Below are 22,713 nucleotides of genomic sequence, written 5' to 3'. Positions count from 1 at the left end.
AACAAAAGCGTTATGCATTGTGAAAGGGCAAAGGGTTTGGTAGCATAATTATAAGGAGGTCATGAATATGGCAAATGCATTAAATGTTTTTTCTGAGATTGGGCCATTAAAGCAAGTAATGCTTCATCGTCCCGGCCAAGAGCTGGAAAATTTGATGCCGGATTATTTGGAGCAGCTGCTGTTTGATGATATTCCTTTTTTAGAACAGGCCAGAAAAGAGCATGATTTCTTTGCGGCTACCTTACGTAAACAGGGAATTGACGTTTTATATTTAGAAGATTTGGCTGCGGAAGCACTGCATACAGATGAATTGAAGCAGCAATTTTTAGCAGAGTATCTGGATGAAGCCTACGTTACCGGCAGAAAAACGCGTAAAGAGATCGAGGCGTATTTTTTAGCGATTAAGGATAACCGCGAATTTATTGATCAGACCATGGCGGGGTTACGTAAGAGTCAGCTGTCTATTAGTAAAAATTCAAACCTTTCAGATCTGGTGGCGGACAATTATCCTTTTTATATTGAGCCAATGCCAAATCTTTATTTTACCCGAGATTCATTTGCGATCGTTGGCAAAAGTGTGTCGCTAAATAAGATGTATGCCAAAACCCGGCGACGAGAAACCTTGTACGGGAAATATATTTTCCGGCATCACCCCATGTTTAAGTCGGAAGCAGTGAATTTGCTTTACAACCGTGATATGGATACGCGCATTGAAGGCGGCGATATTTTAGTCCTGTCGCCGCAGGTTTTGGCAATTGGAATTTCTCAACGGACGGACGTTAGCTCAATTGAAAAATTGGCCCGCAACATTTTTGCCAGTGAAGACAGCTTTGAGCATATTTTGGCGTTCAATATTGGGGAAGAACGAAAATTTATGCACCTGGACACAGTATTTACGATGGTGGATTACGATAAATTCACGATTCACCCTGAGATTGAAGAGCATCTGGTGGTCTATTCCATTGCTAAAAAGCATGGAGAGCCTAAGATTGTTGAAGAAATTGATTCATTGGAAAAAATCCTATGCCGTTATTTGGATCTGCCGGCTGTAGCGTTCATTCGCTGCGGGGGCGGGGATTTAACCGCTGCTGCCAGAGAGCAGTGGAATGATGGATCAAACACCTTAGCCATTGCCCCAGGAGAAGTAATTGTTTATGATCGCAATCCGATTACTAATCAAAAACTGGAGGCAGCTGGCGTCAAACTGCATCGCATCCCAGGCAGCGAGCTGGTTCGAGGGCGAGGCGGTCCTCGCTGTATGAGCATGCCTTTTGTTCGGGAAAACTTGTATTAAAGGAGAAGAATAGATGATCATTCGCAGAGGGAAGGCAGAGGATCTGCCAGCCATTCAAGCTTTTTACGCTGAGGTGGTTCCGACGATTGAATTAGCAGTTACCAGTTGGGTGCCTGGGGTCTACCCATCAGCAGAGACGGCTGAAAAGGCGATTGAGATGCAGACAATGTTTGTGGCTTTGATAGAGGACAAAGTAGTGGGTTCAGTAATTTTGAATCACGAGGCAGATGAAGAGTATAAGGCGCTTTCGTGGCATAATCCGCAGCTATCGGCTGATGAAGTGTTGATTATTCATACGTTGATGACTAGTCCCTCTCATCGAAAGCAGGGGATTGCGGTTCAGCTCTTAAACTTTGCGATTGATTTTGCTAAGGAACAAAAGTGTCAGGCAATTCGTTTAGACACCTTCGCGGCGAATCAGCCGGCGCGACAGCTGTACGAAAAGCTGGGCTTTCGTAATTGTGGCACTGGTGAGCTGCCTTCATGGGATGGCAAGGGTACGGATACCTGTGTATTCTTTGAACTAAATTTAGTGAATAGGTAAGTATAGAATGTCTGTGAGCTATCTAAGATAAAGAAAACGCAAAAATACTACTTGAATCATTAAGAATCAAGTAGTATTTTTTGCGTTTATAAGAACGAACGTTAGCGATCACTTCTAGCGCGCAAGGCAGAAAGAATCGAAACGGTATCTACCACTTCTTGTAAGGCTGCACCTAGTAAAGCTGGAATGATTCCTGTACTGGCAATCAGCATCAAGCCAATACAAATAATTAGGCCGATTAAAACGGATTGTCGAGCGATTCGCATGGTGTGCTGAGACAGGCGAACAGCTTCAGAAACGCGAGTTAGATCATCTTTTAAGATTACCGCATCGGCACTTTCACTAGCCGCCGTTGATCCATGGGCGCCCATGGCGATTCCGACATCGGCTACTGCTAAGGCCGGGGCATCGTTTACTCCATCCCCCACCATGATTACGGGGCGTTCTATTTCTGGCAATTCTTTTAAGACCTGGATTTTTTCTTTGGGCAAACAATTGGCATGAATTTCAGATATACCTACCTGACCTGCGATTTGTTTCGCAATTGATGGATGATCACCAGTCAGCATAATCGTTTTGGTAATTCCCAGCTGATTAAGCTGCTCAATTGTTTGTTTAGATTCAGTACGGACGATATCTTTAAAGGTGATATATCCGCCGTATTGCCCATCGACTGAAACATAAACAACAGTTTGGTTAGAACTGACATCCTCTTCTTTGCCAGCGAAACGGCTTTTTCCCACACGAATAGTCATGCCCTTTACGACAGCTTGAATCCCTTGTCCCGTTACTTCTTTCAAATGATCGGAGGGAAGCAGCTGAAGGCTAATGCTTTTGGCATAGGCCACCAGCGACCGAGCAAGAATATGACTGGATTCTTGTTCCGCACTTGCAGCGTATTGCAGCAGCTCCTCAGATGAATACGCTGAATTGGCTAATTCTACATGGTCTACAGAAAGACGGCCTTCTGTTAAGGTCCCAGTCTTATCAAAAGCAATGCTTTTGGCTTTTGCCAATTTTTCAATCGTAGTCCCTGTCTTTACTACAATCCCATTTCGACTAGAGCGACTCATGCCAGCTACTAAAGCAACTGGAGCTGCTAAAATCAAGGGACAAGGGGAGGCTACCACTAAAACTTCGGCAAAACGAACAGGATCTTTAGAAACAAACCAGGCGATTCCGCCAATTAAGTAAGCCACCAGGGTAAAAGGAACCGCGTACTGATCAGCTAGTCTGACAAAATGAGCCGGCTGGGCTTCAGATTCCTTTACCAGCTTTACCAAGGTTTGATACTGACTGTCTACGGCCCGTTTGGTTACTTTGAGGCGAATAGCGGCATCGCCATTGATTGAGCCTGACATTAATAGGTCATTAACTTTCTTTTCAATCGGCTTCGATTCACCTGTTAAACTGGATTCATCAACAGTTGTCTCACCTTCGACAACTCGTCCATCGACGGGAACAATTTCACCAGGCTTTACAAGCAGCAAGTCATTGATTTCAGCTTGCTCAACAGGGATGTCTTGAAGCTCCTCATTGATTATTCGGTGGGCATTTTGGGGTGAATTATCCAATAATGCCCTTAATTCACGACTTGCTTGACGACTCGCATAATCCTCCAAGCTATCTCCGCCGGTCAGCATAATTAGTACCATCAGACTGGCCCAGTATTCTCCTACTAAAAGAGTGGCTACAATCGCTGTAATGGCTAAAATATCTATGCCGTATTTGCCAGATTTCAAGGTCTCGATCATACCGATCAGCATCGAGATTGTGGTGATGCCTCCTACAACGACAATTAACCAATAGGCAATCGAAGACTGATGGAAAACAAATTCCGCTAATAGGGCAACGGCACCCACGAATAAAGTAATCAAAAATTTTTTAAAATTGCTCATATTATCTCCTCGCTTTGATTGAACTAGTAACGCAAGGGAAGATCGGGATTGGGTGATTTTCGGATGGGTCACTAAAATAAGGATAGCACTGCAGCTTTTTAATTGAAAATAAGACTATCTAAATGAGAAAGAGAATCATTAACACCATGGAAAAGCAAGAATAATCATTACAATGATTATAAATATTTTTTTAACAGAAAAATAGAATTTTCTATTAGTAGAAAATAGTATTAGCAAAAGGATAAACAAACTGTAATCCTATTGTAAAGTCTCCTCATGCTATAATAAATGAAATCGTTCTGGGGATTAACTTTTCACTGGAGAAAGGAGCATTTGTTTGAGAAAACATATCGGTTTAATTAGTGTTTTGCTGATGTTGTTTATTCTAGCCGCTATTTATTTTACCCATAGTCTGCAAAGGAAAAAAACATTGGCTTCGCAAGCAACAGCTCTTACTAGTGTTACTTCCAGTGAAGCCAGTACTAGTACAGTCTCAACTGAGAAGGCTTCATCGGCAACGACATCAACAACTTCGGAGACGAAAGCCTCCACTGAAGAGAGTCAATCGCCTAAAAGTAAACTAAATGAACCTTCAGAGGCTAAGCCTTATCCTGAGCTGACACCGGATGTTTGGATTGATGTGTCAGTCAATGATCAAAAGGTCTATTTCAAGCGTGGAGACGAAGTGCTTTATACGATGAACTGTTCCACCGGATTGCCTGGTGAATCAGCTACGCCATTAGGAGAGTTTGCAATTGAGCCGGAACGGGGAGAGACGTTTCGGAATGCAGGTTCAGGTGAAGGAGCCAATTATTGGGTTTCCTGGAAGGATCATGGCGTGTACCTGTTTCATACTGTACCGATTGACGAAAATGGCAATTATATCGAAAGTGAAGCCGAATCTTTGGGCGTTCGGCCAGCTTCTCATGGCTGTATCCGGTTATCTGTTCCAGATGCCAAGTGGATTTTTGATACTGTGCCTGTGGGTATGCGGGTAGTAGTAAGAGAATAAGTGGAAAGTACTCAGATTGAGTGCTTTTTATTTTGGGTAAAAAAGAATGGAAAGCGGAGTAAGCTTCCCATTCTTGCATTCTTTAAAAAAGTGTATCGTTAGAAAAACCTTCTGGACCATTATATGGAGTTAGTGCTTTTACTTCTTCAGGCAGATGCTCTTTAATCAGCAGGTACCAAAAGAAACATAGCTCATCGGACATAAGCGACATGTCCGATTTTGTGAAGGTTTGCATCGTAAAGAGCATTTTTATTCCTTCTAACAAGGCATCTGCATCTGAATTTTTAAAAAACAGCTGCGGAAAAGTCTGGATAACCTTGATCATCAAATTTTCGGCCTGATTGTACAACGGAAAGTTTTGGAAAAAAGGGTTTTGCTCCAGCAAACGTTTCGCAAAGGCTTCATCTGTTTCCTCAGCCTTCCTGGCAGCTGAATGAAACCGAATGTCTTCAAAGGTAAAGTCTTCTACATTCCAATCCTCCTCATCATATTGGTCGTCTCGATATTTATAACACTCTTTTAAAATAGCTAGCTCGTATTCTCGTTGTCCTTGTGAGCGTTTAATTTTAGCAAAGGTAAAATCATCCAATGGAACAAAGAATGGGATTGACGATAAATACCCCTGCTCAGTTGGAACCAAAATTGTGATTAAGCGGACGTTGCGGGGATTCATCGGCAATTCGAGATCCTCAGGAGTATAAGCCAATTGATACTCTTTGCCGGTTTTCATATCCTTATGCCAAACGGTTTCGTCTTTTATGGACAGTTCAAACAGACTTAAAACATAATTTTTCGGCCACTTTAGAATGGTTTGCCGCTGTTCGTCTGTCAGCATGGGCATCCAGTTGGTACTTTGAGAAAAACCGGCAACATTTTGAGCCAGTAAATAATAAAAAGCCAGCAGTTCAAGAAAGGGTCCGGCATCTCCGTCATAATCTTCAGGAGTCAAGAAATTCATCGTTACATCATCTAAAAGTTCAAAAAATGAAAAATCTATTTTATTTTGGGCCTCCAGTAAATAATGGGTAGTGATGCCAAATAGAGCAACGGAATAAGGATCTTCACCGTTAATAATCAGTTCCCGCATTTCATTTTTTAAGTCGGTCATATTTAATGGTTTCACCTGATATTCATCCTTTCGTAAATGAATTCTTACTACTAGTTTATCATTAAATGTCAGTAGAAAAAACAAGTTAAGGAGTAAAAAAAACAAATTAAAAAGACCAATGGCTACCTTTATAAAAGATAGCATTGGTCTTTTGGTTAAGTTTCCAAAAAATTGATTAAGAGATGGCTTTTGAAGGATTTTCCTCCGGTACTTGATCCTTTTTAATGACTTTTGAAAGAACCAGAGAAGCAACCACACAGCCGGCAGCCATCACAATTGCGTAAATGAACATCATGTTAAAGCCGGTTTTTCCAGCATTGTTATCTAACCAGCCGCCAATCATGGTATACATGAAGATATCTGGCATATAGCCTAAACAAGATACGATTCCAGACACTCGTCCAGTCCGTGATACAGGAATCCCAGCATCATCAATAATCGCGAAGTACTGACTGCGAATCAGATAAATAAAGAACATACCTGCCACAAAGTTGCCAAGAACAATTGTCAGCATACCTGCATTAGCTGGCAGAACTAAGAACAGTCCATAAGACATTGCAGTTAGTACTGCACCTCCGATAATGACCTTCAAACGAGAGCCGATTTTGTCGGCGATGAAACCACCAATGATTCCACCAAAGGCTTGAATAATATAACGGAGGCCTCCCAATGTAGCACCACCAGCAACCGATAGACCGTAAACGTTGATTGCCAAGGTGTTAATGTAGCCGAAAATACCGTATAAGCTGTAGCCGAAGAAAACAATTGCGACCAACAACCATACACGAGGAATAGCCAGCTGCTTGAACGTTCCGACGACAACTTCCTTTAGTGATTCAGTATTTTCTGCTTGATCGGTATCTTCAATAATGAACCAATTCAGTATCCCGATAATAATGACAACAATTGCACACGTCCGAATCGCCCATGCTGTACCCAAAATGTCGTTAGCAAACATACCGTAAACCGCCGTCATTCCAAAAACCAGCAGTGCATTCAAAATTCCCCGCAGCCCTTCCTGCAAACCAAACAAACGCCCCTGCTCAGAAGAATCACCTAACATCCGAGTTGCCTTAATCATGGCAGACCAGTAAGTAATGATTGTGGATATGCCCATCAAGACAAAAATTAATCGTGCAGTATTAAAGGATGGGAAGGTGGAGAACCAGATACCCAAAACCCCCGTTGCTAAAAACGAAACAGTCAACAATTTTCTGGCAGAAAACTTATCCGCAACAATTCCTCCCACGAAATAAGAGAAGGTGGCCATCGTCGCATAGCCAGAAGACAGCATGCCCATTTGCGCATTGGAAAGGTTCATGGCTTTTTGAATCGGAACGTAAAACGTCTCTCGAATGTAGGGCAATTGAAAAATAATTCCTGCGCCAGCTGCTAAGAGTAATAGAGTGCCATATTTTTTAATAAATGCTTTATTCATTGATAAAGATACCCCCAGTAAATGATTTTTGAAAAATCTACCCCAAACAGGCGCCGCTTAACACCTGCTTGCTTGGATCAGCTCTTTATCTCTAGTAACAGGTTCAGTGTAAATGCTTTCTCAAAGGGTGTCAACGCTTTTATTATAATAAAACAATCGTCAAATTTTAATCCTGCTATCATTTAAATGTCCGATTAGGCATGGAATATAGAAATTATTGGAATAATTTTCCTTTTTGCTACAGATTAAAATAAAAGAAGACTTTTGTATTTTTGCATAAAAAAGAAGCTGTTGGAACAGGTTTGTTCCAGCAGCTTACTTTTCTTTGGTTAACTGGCGAATGACTTCTTCAATAAAAATCATCAGAATAGTTCGCGTTTTTTCGTGAGAATTTAGATGTTCATCTTGATGGGAGTTAGTCAGATAAATAATATTCTGGCTATCTAAGTTCAAATTAGGATTGAACTCCTCAATCACCAGCAAGGCTTTGGCATGATGCTCCTTAGCGGCTTCAAACAAATGATCAAACTGAGCAAATTTTCCAGCGACTGAGAATACTAATAGTAAAGCATTTTCAGATAGCAGGCTGGGAATCATGGAGGACTGCTTGGCCTGGATAACATTCTTATCAACGATATAGGTTAGCTTGTATTCAAAATATTCCATACAAATACTAGTAGGACCATAGCCAAACAAAATAATTTTGTCGTGGGTTTTGATCTGATCTGCCAGATAGCTGACCGTTTCGTGGTCGAAATTTTCCATAAAGTCCTGAATTCTGGCAAATTCAGAGTTCAGCTTTTTCTTCTTGACTAACTCTTTGCCAGTTAAAAAGCGATAGTATTCCTTATAACCTGAAAAACCGATCTTTTTTACAAACTTAGATATTTTTGAGGGAGAAACGCCGGCTGCTTCAGCTGCTTCAGTAATCGTCATGGTTGGCCGTTCTTGACTGATTTCGCTTAGCTTTTGATGTATTTGGGTTTCCAGCTCGTTTAATCGATCCAATTGCAAACGCATTTTCCTCACCACCTACTATAAAGTACAAGATCAGCATAGCACAAAATAGCTGATCAAAGCAATAAATATGGAAAATTTTCCATATTTACCTATTATGAGTGAATATTTAAGGAAAATATAATTAAATTTTAATGTAAAGTGGAGCTTAGGTCTCTATACTAAGTCCTAGGAAAAGCGCTTCCGAAAAAATAATGAATGGAGCTAATTAAATGAATTCCGATACATTAGTAAAAGAAGCTATTGTTGCAGATGTGAAAAAAATTGTTTCAGAAGATCAGATTGTTACCGATTATGAGGCGTTATATGATGCTTCCTCTGACCGCTACCGCAAATATGCCAAGGCGAAACGAGTATTGGACAATCCATTACCAACCGCGGTTGTGTATCCTAAGAACGCTGAGGAAGTTAAGAATCTATTGATGTATGCCAACGAGAACGGCATCAACGTAATTCCTCGAAGCGGAAAAACAGCGACAGAAGGCGGCCTGGAAAACTGGAAGGATTTGGCCTTAGTTATTGATGGCTCAAAAATGAACAAAATCATTAAAATTGATCCTTACAACATGCAAGCAACAGTGGAAGCTGGTGTTCGATTGCAGGACTTGGAAGATGAATTACGCAAGATCGGTTATACGACCGGACATTCTCCTCAATCAAAACCAGTGGCACAATATGGCGGCTTAGTATCGACGCGTTCGATTGGTCAGTTCTCAACATTATATGGCGGAATTGAAGATATGGTCGTTGGTTTAGAGTGTGTTTTCCCGAACGGTCACATTTCTCGCATTAAGAATGTCTCCCGTCGTGCTGGCGGACCAGATATTCGTCACATTGTGATTGGAAACGAAGGAACCCTTTGCTACATTACTGAAGTGACTGTGAAGATATTCAAATACTATCCAGACAATAATAAATTCTTTGGTTATCTAGTTGACGATGTAGAAACAGGAATCAAAGTATTGCGGGAAGTAATTACTAACGGTTACCGTCCATCCGTCGCTCGGACCTATTCACCGGAGGATGCGCGTCAGCACTTCTATCATTTCTATGAAGGAAAATGCGTACTGATTTTTATGGCGGAAGGTCCTGAAGGTATCGTTGAAGCAACCGGTAAAGGCATTGAAGAAGCGGTTGAAAAATTCAAGGATGGCATTTACAAGCAAGTAGATAGTCAGCTGATTGCTAACTGGTTTAATCAATTAAACTGGACGCAGCAAACCATCGACGACGAAGTGCAAGGTATGATCGACAACGACAAGCATGATGGCTACACTACCGAGGTTTCTGCTGATTGGGAAACGATTACTAAGATTTACAACAATGTCATTGATCGGATTCGCAATGAATATCCACGGGCAAATGATTTAACTATGTTGGGTGGACATTCTTCTCATAGCTACATTAACGGAACCAACATGTACTTTGTTTACAACTACGACATTAATTGCGAACCAGAAGATGAAATGCGAATTTATCATCATCCAATTCAAGCAATTATTGTAGAAGAAACGCTGAAGCTAGGCGGCTCAATGTGTCACCATCACGGAATCGGCAAGTATCGTAATGAGTGGACCAAGCAAGAGCACCAATCAGCTTATTATATGCTGGAAACCTTAAAAGAAGCCTTTGATCCAAAAGGAATTATGAACTACGGCAATATTTATCCAGTTCAAGAAGGCTACAAGTATCAAAAATAGTTTCGTTTTCCTTCAAGGACGCAGCATCGTTCTTGAAGGAACTTTTCCAAAGGTTAGGAAGCGGTTACGATGAAAATTATTTGTCTCATTAAATACGTTCCAGATACAGAACAATTTGAATATGACTACAAGACGGACAAAATCAATCGAGAAAAATCCAAGCTGATTTTAAATCCAGATGATCGCAATGCGGTAGCTTGGGCGCTGCAAAAAAAGAAGCAGCAGCCTTCCGTTGAGGTAGAGATTGTTTCAATGGGTCCTTCCAAGGTGGAAAAGGAGTTAAAGGATCTGATTCGTTTAGGGGCTGACCGGGCTGTTTTGTTAAATGATCGGCAGTTCGCCGGCAGCGACTCGTTGGCAACCAGCTTTATTTTAGCCGGCTATTTGTCTCAGCAGAAATATGATCTGATTCTTACAGGGACCCACACCTTAGATGGTGGCACAGGGCACATTGGTCCACAGGTAGCCGAACTTTTAGCAGTTGATCAATTTTCCAATATTTCCGAAATTGAAGAAACCGCTAGCGACTATATAATCGCCAAAGCAGTGCAGGAGGAACGAGTTTTCCGCTTAAAAATTCCAACTCCTTGTGTGCTGAGTGTGACCCATCAAATGAATTTGCGTTTAGGCTTCGTTAGATATGAAAACATGGACAAAAATGTCGATGCTCAATTCTCTCTAGTAACAAACGAAGAGCTAAAGCTTGCTCAAGATGAGATTGGTCGTAAAGGTTCACCCACTAAAGTAATTAAAAATATAGTGGCTAAACGAACGAAGGTGGAAAACCAGGAAGTTGCAGTGGATGATGCGGGAATTGAAACAGTGGTCCAATTTTTAACAGAAAAGGGGTACTTGTAATGTTTAAAGCACTCATTTTGATTGATCAAGAGGCCGTCAATTACTCCGTGGATCTGATTGAAGCTGCTAGACGACTGGCGGGTGAGGATGAATTAGAAGTATTCGGTCTAGGCATAAATTTGCCGAACAAAGAACTGAAAGGCTTCGATTCATTGATTTGTGTCGATGATCCGACCATTCAAACAAGAGATAGTCGGGTAGTGACGGATATTTTAGAACAGGTTCAAAACAACTGGCACTTTGACAGTGTAATTATTTTGGCGACGGATTTTGGCCGAATGGTGGCACCGAGATTGGCGATGCGCTTGAGAGCCGGGTTAGTGGCAGATATTACAGCGATTGAAGTGGATGAGAAGGGTCGCAAGCTAATTCGACCAGCTTTTTCCGGCAATATATTGGCAAGTATCCTTTGTGATTCCACGCCAATTATGGCCAGTGTACATCCAAATGTTTTTCATGCCAAAGAGCTTTCAAAGATCCCAGAGCGTATTGATTTTCCTGTGACAGAATTGAAAGCGTCGTCAATCGAAGTGCTGGCGGTTGAGGAACAAGCCAAAAATCAAGATATTCGTGAGGCCAAGGTATTAGTCTCAGCGGGAGCAGGCTATAGCGCCGAGGTAAAACAACTCACTGAATTAGCCCACCAGCTAAATGGAGCCGTAGCTGTCTCCAAACCGCTGGTGGAGCAAAATCGAGCCCCGCGAGAAATTCAGGTGGGGCAGTCCGGTAAAACGGTCAGTCCACAACTTTATCTGGCCTTAGGCATTTATGGCTCAATGCAGCATGTGGAAGGACTGAAAAATGTGACGGACATCATTTCGGTCAATACAGACAAGGGTGCTCCGATGAATTATTTAGCTAACATTAGTGTAATCGGTGATGCCGCGGAATTTGCCGAGAGACTGACGGCACGGTTAAACCAGTAATTTAGTAAAAAATTGAAGCAGCCGCTTCAAAATATAAAGAAGAGAAGGTAAAAAAATGGAAATTAAAGACTTTAACATGGGTATGTTCGCAATTGAAGGAAAAAACGCGATTGTCACTGGCGGAAACACTGGCTTGGGTCAAGCATTTTCGTTGGCTTTAGCGGAGGCTGGAGCGAATATCTTTATGCCGTCAATTATGCCAGATGATGAAGCGTTTAATCAAACGCTGCAGGAGCGAGGCGCGAAAACCTTCTACATGCACGCTGATATCACGAAAGACGGTGTGCCGCAAGAAATTATTGATACCTGTGTCAAAGAGTTTGGTTCAGTGGACATTTTGGTTAACTGTGCTGGAATTTGTCCTTGCGATGATGTCTTAAGCTATGGTCGCGATAAATGGGACCCAACCATCAGCATTAATCTAACAGCAGCTTTTGATATGAGTCATGAGGCAGCTAAAGTAATGATTCCACAAAAGAGCGGTAAAATCATCAACATTTGTTCCTTGTTCTCTTTCTTAGGCGGTCAATGGGCACCAGCATATGCGGCCTCTAAACATGGCTTGGCTGGTTTAACCAAAGCTTATTGTGACGAATTGGCGCAATACAATATTCAAGTAAACGGAATTGCACCAGGCTACTTCAAAACAGCGGTAGCTCAAGCATCGATTGATGATCCTGAACGCAATAAATGGATTGTGGACCATACACCAGAAGGACGTTGGGGAGATGTGGCTGATTTAATGGGAGCAACAGTCTTCTTAGCTTCAGAGGCTTCTCATTTTGTAAATGGTCATATCCTGACTGTTGATGGCGGCTTCTTAGTGCGCTAACAACAGACTGCAATCAAAAATCTATTGAGTGAAGGAGAACTTCATGGAAAAGAAATATATTGTCGGTATTGACGGCGGCAGCCAAAGTACCAAAATTGTGATTTTCGATTTGGAAGGAAATGTAGTAGGAGAAGGCAAAGAAAATCTGCGACCGATGCATCTTTCTGAAGGTGTGGTAGTGGAGCATCCTGGCGATGACCTGTGGGAATCGTTGTGTGCAGCTTCGCAAAAAGCAATGGAGCAGTTTGGGATTCGTAAAGAAAATATCGTCGGGATTGGTTTAGGCTCCATTCGCTGCTGCCGAGTACTGTTGAAAAAGGATGGTTCATTGGCTCAGCCGATTATCAGCTGGATGGACAAACGAACCGCTAGTCCGCATGTTCAGGATAATCCAGAGGTGCAATATGTAACCTCAACCAATGGTTACTTGACTCATCGGTTGACTGGAGAATTTAAAGACAATATCGGCAATCACTTTGGACAATGGCCGGTGGATTATGCCAACTGGGATTGGTCAACTGATCCAGAGGTGTTGGAAAACTACAACCTGCCGCGGGAAATGCTGTTTGATCCAGTAAAACCCGGAGATGTGCTGGGATACATTACAGAAGAAGCCAGTCAGAAAACGGGACTGCCGGCAGGACTGCCGTTGTTTGCGACAACCAGCGATAAGGCGGTAGAAGGCTTAGGCGCGGGACTGATTCGCGACACGAGTGCCTTTGTCTCCTTGGGAACGTACATTAGCAGTATGGTGACTGGAACGGAAATGCCGGACAATCCCGTAAATTATTGGGGAATAATGTCTTCGATTCCGGGAAAATATGCCTATGAAGGATACGGAATTCGTCGTGGGATGTGGACGGTATCCTGGTTCAAGGATTTATTAGGTGAAAAAATCAGTATTCGCTCCAATTATCAGGGCATTTCCGAAGAAGAATACTTGAACGAACAGGCCCAGAATGTTCCAGCCGGCAGTGATGGCTTAATGACTGTTTTAGATTGGCTGGCTAATCCTTGGGAGCCCTACAAGCGAGGTGTGATGATCGGCTTTAATGCCCATCACGACTATCGTTATATGTATCGGTCGATTTTAGAAGGTATTGCTTATACCATGAAAAACAATGTGACCAATATGACAGAGGAATTAGGGAAAACCATTGATGAAGTGATCGTGACTGGCGGTGGATCGAATAGTGATTTGTTGATGCAGATTTTTGCGGACGTGTTCAATCTGCCGGTTAAACGCAATGTGGTTAATGGCAGTGCTAGTGTCGGGGCAGCAATTAATGCAGCAGTTGGCTTAGGTATTTATAATACTTACGAAGAAGCGGTGGAAAAGATGGTGAAGGTGAAGGACGTCTTTACACCGATTCCAGAAAATGTTGAGATATACAAGCGATTAAATGAAGAAGTTTATCAAAGCTTGACGACTCATACGGACAAAATTTTAGAAAAGACCTTTGCCATATTGCATCCAGAAGCATAGCAAAGAAAGTAGTGACAAAAAGGACTAACAGCCCCCAGCGGCTTTAGCCTTTTTGTCATTTAAAAAAGCTTTTCCAACTTGTTCACCAGTTCGAAAAGCTTTTTTAAACAGGATTCGGGAAGGGGCAGCTAAATGATTGAGTTTATTGAGGTGGAGAAAAAATACGGAAATGCACCAGCAGCAGTTGAACGGTTGAATCTGACGATTGAAGACAATCAGTTTATCTGTGTGATTGGTACCAGCGGCAGCGGAAAAACCACCTTATTGCGGATGATTAACCGGATGGTGGAACCTTCCAGCGGCAGTATCAAAATTAATGGAAAAGAGACTACCAGTCTAAATGAGGATGAATTGCGGCGGAAAATCGGCTATGTGATTCAAAACATTGGACTGTTTCCCCATCTGACTATTCGCGAGAATATTATGATTGTTCCTAAGCTGTTGAAATGGACGGATAGCCAAAAGCAGGGCATCGCAGAAAGACTGATTGAGCGGGTGGAGCTGCCGTTGGATTATTTAGAGCGCAAACCGAAAAATCTTTCCGGCGGACAGCAGCAAAGAATCGGAGTAATTCGAGCACTTGCCGCCGATCAGGACATTATTTTAATGGATGAACCCTTTGGCGCCCTTGATCCTATCACCCGAGATGCTTTACAGGAGATGATTAAACGGCTGCAGCAGGAGATGCAAAAGACAGTGGTTTTTGTCACCCATGATATGGAAGAAGCTATAAAGCTGGCAGACAAAATTATTATTATGGATCACGGAAAAGTAGTGCAGTACGACACACCAAGCAATATCATCCAAAAACCAGCCAACTCCTTTGTGGATGAGCTGTTGGGCAAACGAAAAAAACAAACCTATGTGGAAAATGAGCTGCGAGTAGTGGATCTGATGAAGTCTCAAGTCGAAGCCATCTCTTTAAGCAAATCGATCGTTGAAGCGATTCGCCAAATGACCCACAAAAAAGTCGATACCTTGCTGGTGGTGGACGATGAACAGCACTTAAAAGGCTTCATTGATATTAAGGATGTCGATCGCAACATTAATAAAGCTGCCAACATTTATGAAATCATGCGTACGGAGACTGCCAGTGTCAATCAAAATGAGAAGCTGTCAGATGTAGTGGATCCGTTGTTTAATATGGAGCTGAAATATCTGCCGGTGGTTGATGATGAAAATTGTCTTGTGGGAATCTTGACCCGATCTTCTTTGGTGTCCTTGATTTACGACAAGCTGAAGTAGGTGAAGCAGATGGAAATTTTTTGGAAGCAATATGGGATCGAAATTCTTTTGAAATTATGGGAGCATTTTTATATCTCTTTTAGCGCTATTCTTTTAGGAACGCTAGTAGCAGTACCACTGGGCGCTTTATTAACTCGAATCAAAAAAGGCTCAGAAACGATTATTAATATAGTAGGTTTTTTTCAAACGATTCCCTCTTTGGCACTGCTGTCGATCATGGTGCCCTTTCTAGGAATCGGTAAAGTACCGGCAATTGCCGCATTGTTTTTGTATTCGCTGCTGCCGATTTTACGCAATACCTATGTAGGGATTCAGTCTGTTGACGCAACTTATTTGGACGCAGCTAAAGGTATGGGCATGTCGAAGTGGCAGCGGCTGTTGCAAATTGAGCTGCCTTTAGCCTCCAGTGTAATTATTTCCGGAATTAAGGTCTCAGCAGTTTACGTAATTTCCTGGACGACGTTGGCTGCTTACATTGGGGCCGGCGGTTTGGGCGATTTTATTTTCAATGGGTTAACCTTGTATCGCATGGATTTGATTATGATGGGGACAATTCCCATTACGCTTTTGGCTTTAGGAACCGATGCTGTTTTGCGTTATGTTGAAGGTCATTTAGCAGTGGATCGAGGGTGAGGAATGTAGATGAAAAAGAAAATTAGTGTCTTTCTCCTGTTTATTGCCTTGTTTGGTCTATTTGTCTTTTCCAATGTTTCTCATCGCAAGGATCAAATCACGGTGAGCGGCGGCGTAACCTCAGAATCGCAGATTTTAGGCAATATCGTGGTGGAATTTTTGAAGCATTCTACCGACAAAGAGGTCGTCTATTTGAATAATTTAGCTTCTGCCAATCTGATGCATGCAGCCATGGAGCGAGGAGATCTGGATATTGCTTCGACGCGCTATACGGGAACGGATCTAGTGGGAACCTTGAATTTACCGATTGAAAAAGATCCGGATAAAGCTTTAACAATTGTTCAAGACGAATTTCAAAAACGTTACAACTTTGAATGGTTTCCAAGCTATGGTTTTTCCAATCAATTTACCTTCATGGTAACCAAAGAAACTGCTGAGAAGTACCAGCTGTCCAAGGTAAGTGACCTGCAAAAATGTGCAGATCAGTTTAGCTTAGGAACCGATCAAACCTGGTACAAACGAGAGGGCGACGGCTATCAAGCCTACACTGAAGAATACGATACTCGCTTTAAACGAGTCTATCCGATGCAGGTAGGGTTGCTGTATGATGCTTTGGTTGCCAATGAGTTGGATGTCATTCTAGGTTACTCTACGGATGGTCGAGTAGGCAGCTATGACTTAGTGATGCTGGAGGATGATCGGCAGTTTTTCCCACCTTATACCTGTAGTCTAGTAGTTTCTGATCAAGCCTTAAAGAAAAATCCGGAGCTGAAGGAACTGTTGGAACGTCTGGAAAATACAATTGACACGGAAGCGATGCAGCGGATGAATGATGAATCGGATAGTCAGCTGTTGGAGCCCGCATTAATTGCCCGCCAATTTTTAGAGGCCCATCATTATTTTGAGGAGGAAACCCAATGATCCAGAATTTAATGAATTACTTGAGTGATAACTCCTCGTATATTATTAGCCAGTTCTTAAGTCACATTTACATTTCTATCGTTGGAGTGGTGTTAACCTGTCTAATTGGTTTTCCCATTGGTATTTTTCTATCCGACAATAAAAAGGCGGCAACCTTTGTGATTGGCTTTATCAATGTGGTCCAGACAATTCCGTCCATTGGTATGCTGACGATTTTGCTGATTTTAATGGGGCTTGGGAAAAACACAGTCATTGCGACAGTTGTCTTGTATTCACTGCTGCCAATTGTAAACAATACTTATGTTGGATTGAATAATGTTGATCCGGTCTACATCGACAGTGCCCGCGGGATTGGCATGAGTCGATTTCAAGTGCTGTATTTAATCAAAATTCCGCTGGCAGCACCGGTTATTCTAGCCGGAATTAGAAATGCTTTAGTCATTTCAGTGGGGATTACTACAATTGGTTCTTTTGTCGGAGCTGGCGGCTTAGGTGATATCATTCTTAGAGGAATCAACATTACTGGCGGTGAACCGATTATCTTTGTGGGCGCGTTTTTATGTGTAGTCATTGCCTTAGGGATGGAAGGGCTGTTTAACTGGTTAATGAAATAAGCTGAAATTTCTGACTTGTCAAAAATATGAAAAAGCAGTTTGTCGTATTGATAAACTGCTTTTTCGTATGGGGTCTTTTTGCTGATCTTCGTTAGCTTATTCAGGAATAATATAGCTTTTAAGCGCTTTTACCTCTTCTGGTAGACTCTGACAAATCAAGCTATACCAGAAAATTGGTGCTTCAGCGGAGCTGTCTCTCAACTCATCGGCGGTAAAAACCTCACCAACAAATAAAAGCCGCAGTGCTTCAATTAAATCATAGGCATTGGCATAAGGATGAAACAGTTGTGGCAATGTACTGATGACTTTAGCCAATAGTTTTTCAGCTTGTTCCAAGTGTTCAAACCTTCGGAAGAATTCATGCTGCCTCAATAGTCGCTGCGCCAATGCATGATCGGTTTCCTTCAGAATTCGGTTGGCTGGATAAAAATCAGGATCTTTCGATAAATTCCGCGTCAATTGCTGTTTCTCCTCACAACGTTTGCTAATTTTAAAATCCTCATAATAGCGTCTTAAAAGGTCATCACAATAATCATAGCTCGCTTCATAGCCGCTTTCTTCATATAGATTTATCCACTTTGCATCAGCAAGAGCAACATCATCCATTTGATAATAAATCGGCTGTGTTGACAAATAAGTTTCTCCAATTGGAACAATCAAGGCCAATACAGTGTCTTTTTTATTTTCGTCAATGCTCAAATGAATATCAGATGCAGCTGCATCTATTATATGCAGCTTTCTGGTATTCAAATCTTTGTAGACAAAGTGTTCATCTTGTTGCGTGACTTCAAACAAGCTCAAGATAAATGTTCTGGGCCAAGTTAACATGATTCTTCTTTGGCCGCGGGTCAAGCCGGGTACCCAGCAGACCGTGTCAGGAAAGTCCTGCATATAATCTAAATGCTCGATAAAAAGATAATACAAAAGCATTAAATCAAAAAAATCCTCCAGTTCGCCTTTAATGTCGAATTTGGGAGATAACTTAATTTTTGTAATACTGTATAAGAAGAAAGAGAAATCACTGGCATCTTCATCATCCAGATATTTTTTTCCTGTAACGATAGCTAGCAAAATCTGTTTGGAGGCGTATAAAGCAACTTTACAAGGATGTTCACCTTTATTTATTCGTTCGGTTAACTCTTCCTTCAAAGCTGGATACTTAGCATCATATTTATAAAGTACTTCCACCGGGGCTCACTTCTTTCGCAACTGGTAATCATATTACTAGTTTATCATTTAAACATGAAATTGTGGATAGTCTATTTGCATGAAGAGTTATTTTTCTATTTGTCATTATTAGCCAAAATAACTCTGAAAGGTGATAGCTGTGTTGGTTGTAAATAGTACAAACAATTAAACAGAGAAGAGTGCTTTTCTCTTCTCAGTTTGAACGTTGGCACGGAGGTGGTAGGAGTATTGTTTGAATCAAAAGCTTCATTTAACTGGTTTCTTTAAGCAAAATCATTGAGAAATAGTGTAAAAAGTGGTTTATTTATTTTTACAGATACACTGCTTTTTTCTTTGAATAGAATAAGTGTGATTGTAAGGCTTCACTTGTAGTTGAAACAGTTGGAGGGGTAATTGGTATATCTAAATGTTAGGAGCAACCCAAATGAAGAAACTTATACTGATCTTGTTACTAGTGGGATTTATGCTTGGAATTTTAACCATTGCACATGACACTGCCAATCAAATTTCGTCTCAACAAAGTTTTGAAAAGAAGCTGAATGTTCACGCAGAAAGGGCAGGCAACCACATGTCCATTATGATTATTGGACTAGTGCTGGCTGGAGCAGCCGGTTCCTTTTATCGTTACTCCAAAATTGAGGGTTAACGTGCAAATGTTGCGAAGTCTGCTGTTACTCCTGTCCAGCTGTATCAATTTGCGGAGTTTCTAAATTCTCGTTTGAACTTTACCTTGGGGGACGAAGCACGAACATTACCAACGAACTATAGCTTGGCAGAAGTCGCAGGAGATTTGACACTAAGTGTGGTTAAGAAGGCTGAAACTAGAAAAGGCTACATTATCCGTTTGTATAATGGACGTCTGAAGGAAGACTGCCAGGCAAGTATTCACTTTAAGCAGGAAGTAAAAAAAGTGGAGCAGGTAAATCTGAAGGAAGAAAGCTTAGCAGAACTAACCCTGCATAATCAAACTGTGAATGTAACAGCGGTCACTCATGCTAAATTCATTACCTTATACGTCGAATAAATCAAAATGAGGACAATCCGCGGATTGTCCTCTTTCGTTGTCTTTACAAATATTCTTCTAAAACTTCAGCTACGCCCGCTTCTTCATTAGAAGTGGTTATTTGTTGAGCAATAGCCTTAACCGGCTCCAAAGCATTATCCATCGCAACCCCAACACCGCTGACCTTCAGCATTTCAATGTCATTTTCCTGATCACCAAAAGCAACAACTTCTTCTGGGTCAATGTGCAGATAATCAGCCAGGAAGGAAAGGGAAGTGCCTTTGTTTACACCATCGGCCATAACCTCCAGCCAGTGAACATCCGTATAAACTGAACGAATGCCAGCCGTGTCAAACTTTTGCCGCAAAGTTGCCAGCTTGTCTACGTCGGTATCATTAAAAGCCAACTTGAAATAGCTGATCGTTCCATCGTTAACCTGCTTCAGCAAAGTCTTTGTCGATGAGTCCTTTAAATGGAATTGGGCATAGTAGGGACTATCCACTTCAACTGGAGCAGTCTCGAACGTAATTCGATCATCTTGCGTTTCGCGACTTGCGACAATTGTTACGCCTACTTCTTCAGCTAGTTGGAAGGCTTGGTTGATGGTTTTAATCGGAATGTCAAAGCGCTTCAGGACAGAAGTCGTTTCCCCCTGCTTAACCTGAGCAATGTAGGCACCATTGGAGGCTAGCACATAGCCGTTCATAGAAAGCTGAGCAAAAACCTTTTTAACAGAAAGAATCGATCGTCCAGTTGCTAACACAACAATGCCCCCCTGCTGGTCAAACGCATGCAGAGCCTCCTGATTTTTCTCAGGAATTTTTCCTGAGTGATCCAGTAACGTGCCATCAAGATCGATTGCTGTTAATTTCATATTTATCCATCCTCTTTAAAAAATATTCTATTTTAAGAGTAGTCTAATTTTTTTCATTTGAGAAGTTTAATGCTCAATAATGACAAAGAACATGTTTTAAAGCAAGAACGTTTCTTAAATGTTTAAGAAATTTTAAATACTATGATACCGCTAAAAAACATCTATTCAATCAATTATTTCCAATTTTTGTGACAAAATGACAGGGATAACAAGCAATTTTTTTGCTAAAAGATTCGATAGGGTCTAGTGTATGTTATAGAAACATGATAGAAGGAAGAAAAAAATCTAACTAAATAGGAGTGATAGTATATGTTCCACAAAAAAAACGTTATTCCTGTGGTAACAGCATCCGATGAGAATTACGCTCCTTACCTGAGCGTGATGCTAAGTTCTTTATTGGACCATGTGTCAGAGGAGGTTTCATTGAATATTTATGTAATTGACGATGAAATATCTGAAGCCAGTAAAGACAAACTGAATGAAACAGTTCAGAATAAATCAGACAAGGCAACCATTCAATACTTAACCGTTGATGGTCAAGTATATGAAGACTTCTTAGTCAGCGATCACATTACCACGACCGCTTACTACCGCATTTCCTTACCTAAAATTTTGAAAAAATACGACTATGAGAAAGTGCTTTATATCGATGCTGACACATTAATTTTAGATGATGTGACTGAGCTTTATCAGCAGGATTTAAAACAAAAAACGATTGGAGCGGTTATTGACCCGGGACAAACTAAGGCGTTAGAGCGTTTAGGAATTGATTCCGAGGATTACTACTTTAACTCAGGCGTTATGGTAATTGATATTAATCGATGGAATGATCGTCAGATTACGGAAAAAACCATCGATTTCTTAAAGAACCACGGCGATCGCATCATTTATCATGATCAAGATGCCTTAAATGCTGTTTTGTATGAAGATTGGGCACCACTGCATCCTAAATGGAATATGCAGTCGTCGTTGATTTTTGATCGACATCCAGCACCTAATTCATGGTACGAAGAATTATACAAAGAAGGTAACGAGGAACCCTCCATTGTTCACTTTACCGGACATGACAAGCCTTGGAATACCTTAGAAGGACATCCTTATCAAGAAGCTTACATGGATTTGTTAGCAGATAGTATTTTTAAGAAAGCGGTGAAAGCATAATGAGTAAAGAGAGAATTACGATTGTTTCAAGCAGTAATGCAGCCTTTGCACCTCATGTTTCTGCCCTGTTTGTCTCAATCTTAGAGAACTGTGAAAATAAACAAGCAACCTTTGATTTTTATGTGATTGACGATAACATTGATTATAAGAGTAAACAACTAATGCTGGACACGATAGCAGATTATGAAGCGACCTTGCATTTCTTGAACATCAACAAAAAGTATTTCAAAAATGTAGTTGAAAGTGACCGGATTCCTCAAACGGCTTACTTCAGAATTGCCATTCCAGAATTATTCCGAGGCAAGAAAGTCGATAAGCTATTGTATCTAGACTGTGATATGATCGCAGTAAACGATATTTGTGAACTGTGGGAAATGGACCTTGGCAACTATACCTTGGCAGCAGTAGAAGATGCTGGCTTCCATAACCGTCTAGAATTAATGGGAATTGAAACGAATTCTAAATTGTATTTCAATTCAGGTTTGATGCTGATTAATGTGAAAAAATGGCTGGATGAAAACATCACGATGCGAGTATTAGACTACATCAAAAATAATCCAGAAAAGTTGAAATTCCATGACCAAGATGCTTTAAACGCAATTTTGCATGACCAATGGCTTCCTCTACATCCAAAATGGAATGCACAAAGTTATATTATGAAGAAGGAAGTAGAACATCCTGATCCAGCTGGTGAGAAAGCCTATGAAGAAACTCGCAAGGCACCAAGTATCATCCATTATTCTGGGCATGTGAAACCTTGGAGTGATGAATTTACTGCACCTATCAAGGGATACTATTTAAAATATGCCAAGAAAACGGCCTTTTCAAGATTACCAACCTATAAACAACGAAAAACAGTAACCTATGTTTCTACTCCACGATATGGTAAAGTGGTTCGATAATTAAATTGTTTAATTTTACCAACAGGAACTGCCATCAGCAGAGGTGGAATTAATCAGTT

22 protein-coding genes are annotated in these 22,713 nt (G+C 41.2%); 16 read left to right on the top strand and 6 right to left on the bottom strand.

Translation table 11 applies throughout. The features are described 5' to 3' along the window. The first annotated feature begins 67 nt into the window (after window positions 1-67). The gene (gene arcA / locus I588_RS02735) at window positions 68-1,294 is read left to right on the top strand and encodes an arginine deiminase (protein ID WP_010757413.1); all 1,227 of its coding nucleotides are present in this window, start codon (window positions 68-70) and stop codon (window positions 1,292-1,294) included. A 13-nt stretch (window positions 1,295-1,307) separates the two neighbouring features. Further along, window positions 1,308-1,838, top strand: a complete 531-nt coding sequence (locus I588_RS02730) for a GNAT family N-acetyltransferase (protein ID WP_010757412.1) — start codon at window positions 1,308-1,310, stop codon at window positions 1,836-1,838. A gap of 101 nt (window positions 1,839-1,939) precedes the next feature. Here the strand turns inward: I588_RS02730 and I588_RS02725 are convergent, their stop codons facing one another. Next, complete coding sequence (locus tag I588_RS02725; RefSeq protein WP_010757411.1) at window positions 1,940-3,736, bottom strand: heavy metal translocating P-type ATPase; 1,797 nt, start codon at window positions 3,734-3,736, stop codon at window positions 1,940-1,942. A 337-nt stretch (window positions 3,737-4,073) separates the two neighbouring features. Here I588_RS02725 and I588_RS02720 point away from each other — a divergent pair, with 337 nt between their 5' ends. Then, window positions 4,074-4,748 (top strand): L,D-transpeptidase, encoded by a 675-nt coding sequence (locus I588_RS02720; protein WP_010757410.1) that lies wholly within the window; start codon window positions 4,074-4,076, stop codon window positions 4,746-4,748. Window positions 4,749-4,830: 82 nt separating this feature from the next. Here I588_RS02720 and I588_RS02715 read toward each other — a convergent pair whose 3' ends face one another. The 3 genes from I588_RS02715 to I588_RS02705 form a co-directional block, all read right to left on the bottom strand. Continuing rightward, window positions 4,831-5,871, bottom strand: a complete 1,041-nt coding sequence (locus I588_RS02715) for a hypothetical protein (RefSeq protein ID WP_010757409.1) — start codon at window positions 5,869-5,871, stop codon at window positions 4,831-4,833. A 160-nt stretch (window positions 5,872-6,031) separates the two neighbouring features. Beyond that, window positions 6,032-7,294, bottom strand: coding sequence for an MFS transporter (locus tag I588_RS02710; RefSeq protein WP_010757408.1), 1,263 nt, complete (start codon window positions 7,292-7,294; stop codon window positions 6,032-6,034). Window positions 7,295-7,609: 315 nt separating this feature from the next. Continuing rightward, entirely contained in the window at window positions 7,610-8,314 is a 705-nt protein-coding gene (locus I588_RS02705; RefSeq protein WP_010757407.1) for a MurR/RpiR family transcriptional regulator, read from the bottom strand. Window positions 8,315-8,523: 209 nt separating this feature from the next. Here I588_RS02705 and I588_RS02700 point away from each other — a divergent pair, with 209 nt between their 5' ends. The 9 genes from I588_RS02700 to I588_RS02660 all read left to right on the top strand — a co-directional run bounded on the left by I588_RS02700 (window position 8,524) and on the right by I588_RS02660 (window position 17,526). Then, window positions 8,524-10,011, top strand: coding sequence for an FAD-binding oxidoreductase (locus I588_RS02700; protein ID WP_010757406.1), 1,488 nt, complete (start codon window positions 8,524-8,526; stop codon window positions 10,009-10,011). Window positions 10,012-10,080: 69 nt separating this feature from the next. Further along, window positions 10,081-10,869, top strand: a complete 789-nt coding sequence (locus I588_RS02695) for an electron transfer flavoprotein subunit beta/FixA family protein (RefSeq protein ID WP_010757405.1) — start codon at window positions 10,081-10,083, stop codon at window positions 10,867-10,869. Next, entirely contained in the window at window positions 10,869-11,795 is a 927-nt protein-coding gene (locus I588_RS02690; RefSeq protein ID WP_010757404.1) for an electron transfer flavoprotein subunit alpha/FixB family protein, read from the top strand. The genes I588_RS02695 and I588_RS02690 overlap by 1 nt, the downstream gene beginning before the upstream one ends. A 55-nt stretch (window positions 11,796-11,850) precedes the next feature. Beyond that, complete coding sequence (locus I588_RS02685; RefSeq protein ID WP_010757403.1) at window positions 11,851-12,627, top strand: SDR family oxidoreductase; 777 nt, start codon at window positions 11,851-11,853, stop codon at window positions 12,625-12,627. A 43-nt stretch (window positions 12,628-12,670) separates the two neighbouring features. Beyond that, entirely contained in the window at window positions 12,671-14,113 is a 1,443-nt protein-coding gene (locus I588_RS02680; RefSeq protein WP_010757402.1) for an FGGY-family carbohydrate kinase, read from the top strand. 132 nt (window positions 14,114-14,245) lie between these two features. Beyond that, window positions 14,246-15,358 carry an ABC transporter ATP-binding protein gene (locus I588_RS02675; protein ID WP_010757401.1) on the top strand — a complete coding sequence of 371 codons (1,113 nt, stop codon included), beginning with the start codon at window positions 14,246-14,248 and terminating at the stop codon, window positions 15,356-15,358. Window positions 15,359-15,367: 9 nt separating this feature from the next. After that, window positions 15,368-15,991 carry an ABC transporter permease gene (locus I588_RS02670; protein WP_010757400.1) on the top strand — a complete coding sequence of 208 codons (624 nt, stop codon included), beginning with the start codon at window positions 15,368-15,370 and terminating at the stop codon, window positions 15,989-15,991. Window positions 15,992-16,000: 9 nt separating this feature from the next. Then, a complete protein-coding gene (locus I588_RS02665; protein WP_010757399.1) occupies window positions 16,001-16,912 on the top strand; it encodes an osmoprotectant ABC transporter substrate-binding protein in 912 nt (303 codons plus the stop codon). Continuing rightward, window positions 16,909-17,526 carry an ABC transporter permease gene (locus I588_RS02660; protein WP_010757398.1) on the top strand — a complete coding sequence of 206 codons (618 nt, stop codon included), beginning with the start codon at window positions 16,909-16,911 and terminating at the stop codon, window positions 17,524-17,526. Before I588_RS02665 ends, I588_RS02660 begins: the two co-directional genes overlap by 4 nt. Window positions 17,527-17,622: 96 nt before the next feature. Here the strand turns inward: I588_RS02660 and I588_RS02655 are convergent, their stop codons facing one another. Further along, window positions 17,623-18,714 carry a hypothetical protein gene (locus tag I588_RS02655; protein WP_010757397.1) on the bottom strand — a complete coding sequence of 364 codons (1,092 nt, stop codon included), beginning with the start codon at window positions 18,712-18,714 and terminating at the stop codon, window positions 17,623-17,625. Between the two features lie 424 nt (window positions 18,715-19,138). On the opposite strand from I588_RS02655, the gene I588_RS02650 reads away from it, so the two are divergent. Both I588_RS02650 and I588_RS02645 read left to right on the top strand, forming a co-directional pair. Further along, entirely contained in the window at window positions 19,139-19,360 is a 222-nt protein-coding gene (locus I588_RS02650; RefSeq protein WP_010757396.1) for a hypothetical protein, read from the top strand. A 72-nt stretch (window positions 19,361-19,432) separates the two neighbouring features. Then, window positions 19,433-19,738, top strand: coding sequence for a glycosyl hydrolase-related protein (locus I588_RS02645; protein ID WP_010757395.1), 306 nt, complete (start codon window positions 19,433-19,435; stop codon window positions 19,736-19,738). Window positions 19,739-19,781: 43 nt separating this feature from the next. Here I588_RS02645 and I588_RS02640 read toward each other — a convergent pair whose 3' ends face one another. Further along, a complete protein-coding gene (locus I588_RS02640; protein WP_010757394.1) occupies window positions 19,782-20,591 on the bottom strand; it encodes an HAD family hydrolase in 810 nt (269 codons plus the stop codon). Window positions 20,592-20,900: 309 nt separating this feature from the next. On the opposite strand from I588_RS02640, the gene I588_RS02635 reads away from it, so the two are divergent. Together I588_RS02635 and I588_RS02630 are read left to right on the top strand one after the other, a co-directional pair. Beyond that, a complete protein-coding gene (locus I588_RS02635; protein ID WP_010757393.1) occupies window positions 20,901-21,752 on the top strand; it encodes a glycosyltransferase family 8 protein in 852 nt (283 codons plus the stop codon). Next, window positions 21,752-22,654, top strand: a complete 903-nt coding sequence (locus tag I588_RS02630; protein ID WP_010757392.1) for a glycosyltransferase family 8 protein — start codon at window positions 21,752-21,754, stop codon at window positions 22,652-22,654. The genes I588_RS02635 and I588_RS02630 overlap by 1 nt, the downstream gene beginning before the upstream one ends. Window positions 22,655-22,713 lie beyond the last annotated feature (59 nt).

Source organism: Enterococcus pallens ATCC BAA-351 (genome assembly GCF_000407485.1).
In the GTDB taxonomy this organism is placed as follows: Bacteria; Bacillota; Bacilli; order Lactobacillales; family Enterococcaceae; genus Enterococcus_A; species Enterococcus_A pallens.
This window is presented reverse-complemented; position numbering and strand designations above follow the sequence as displayed.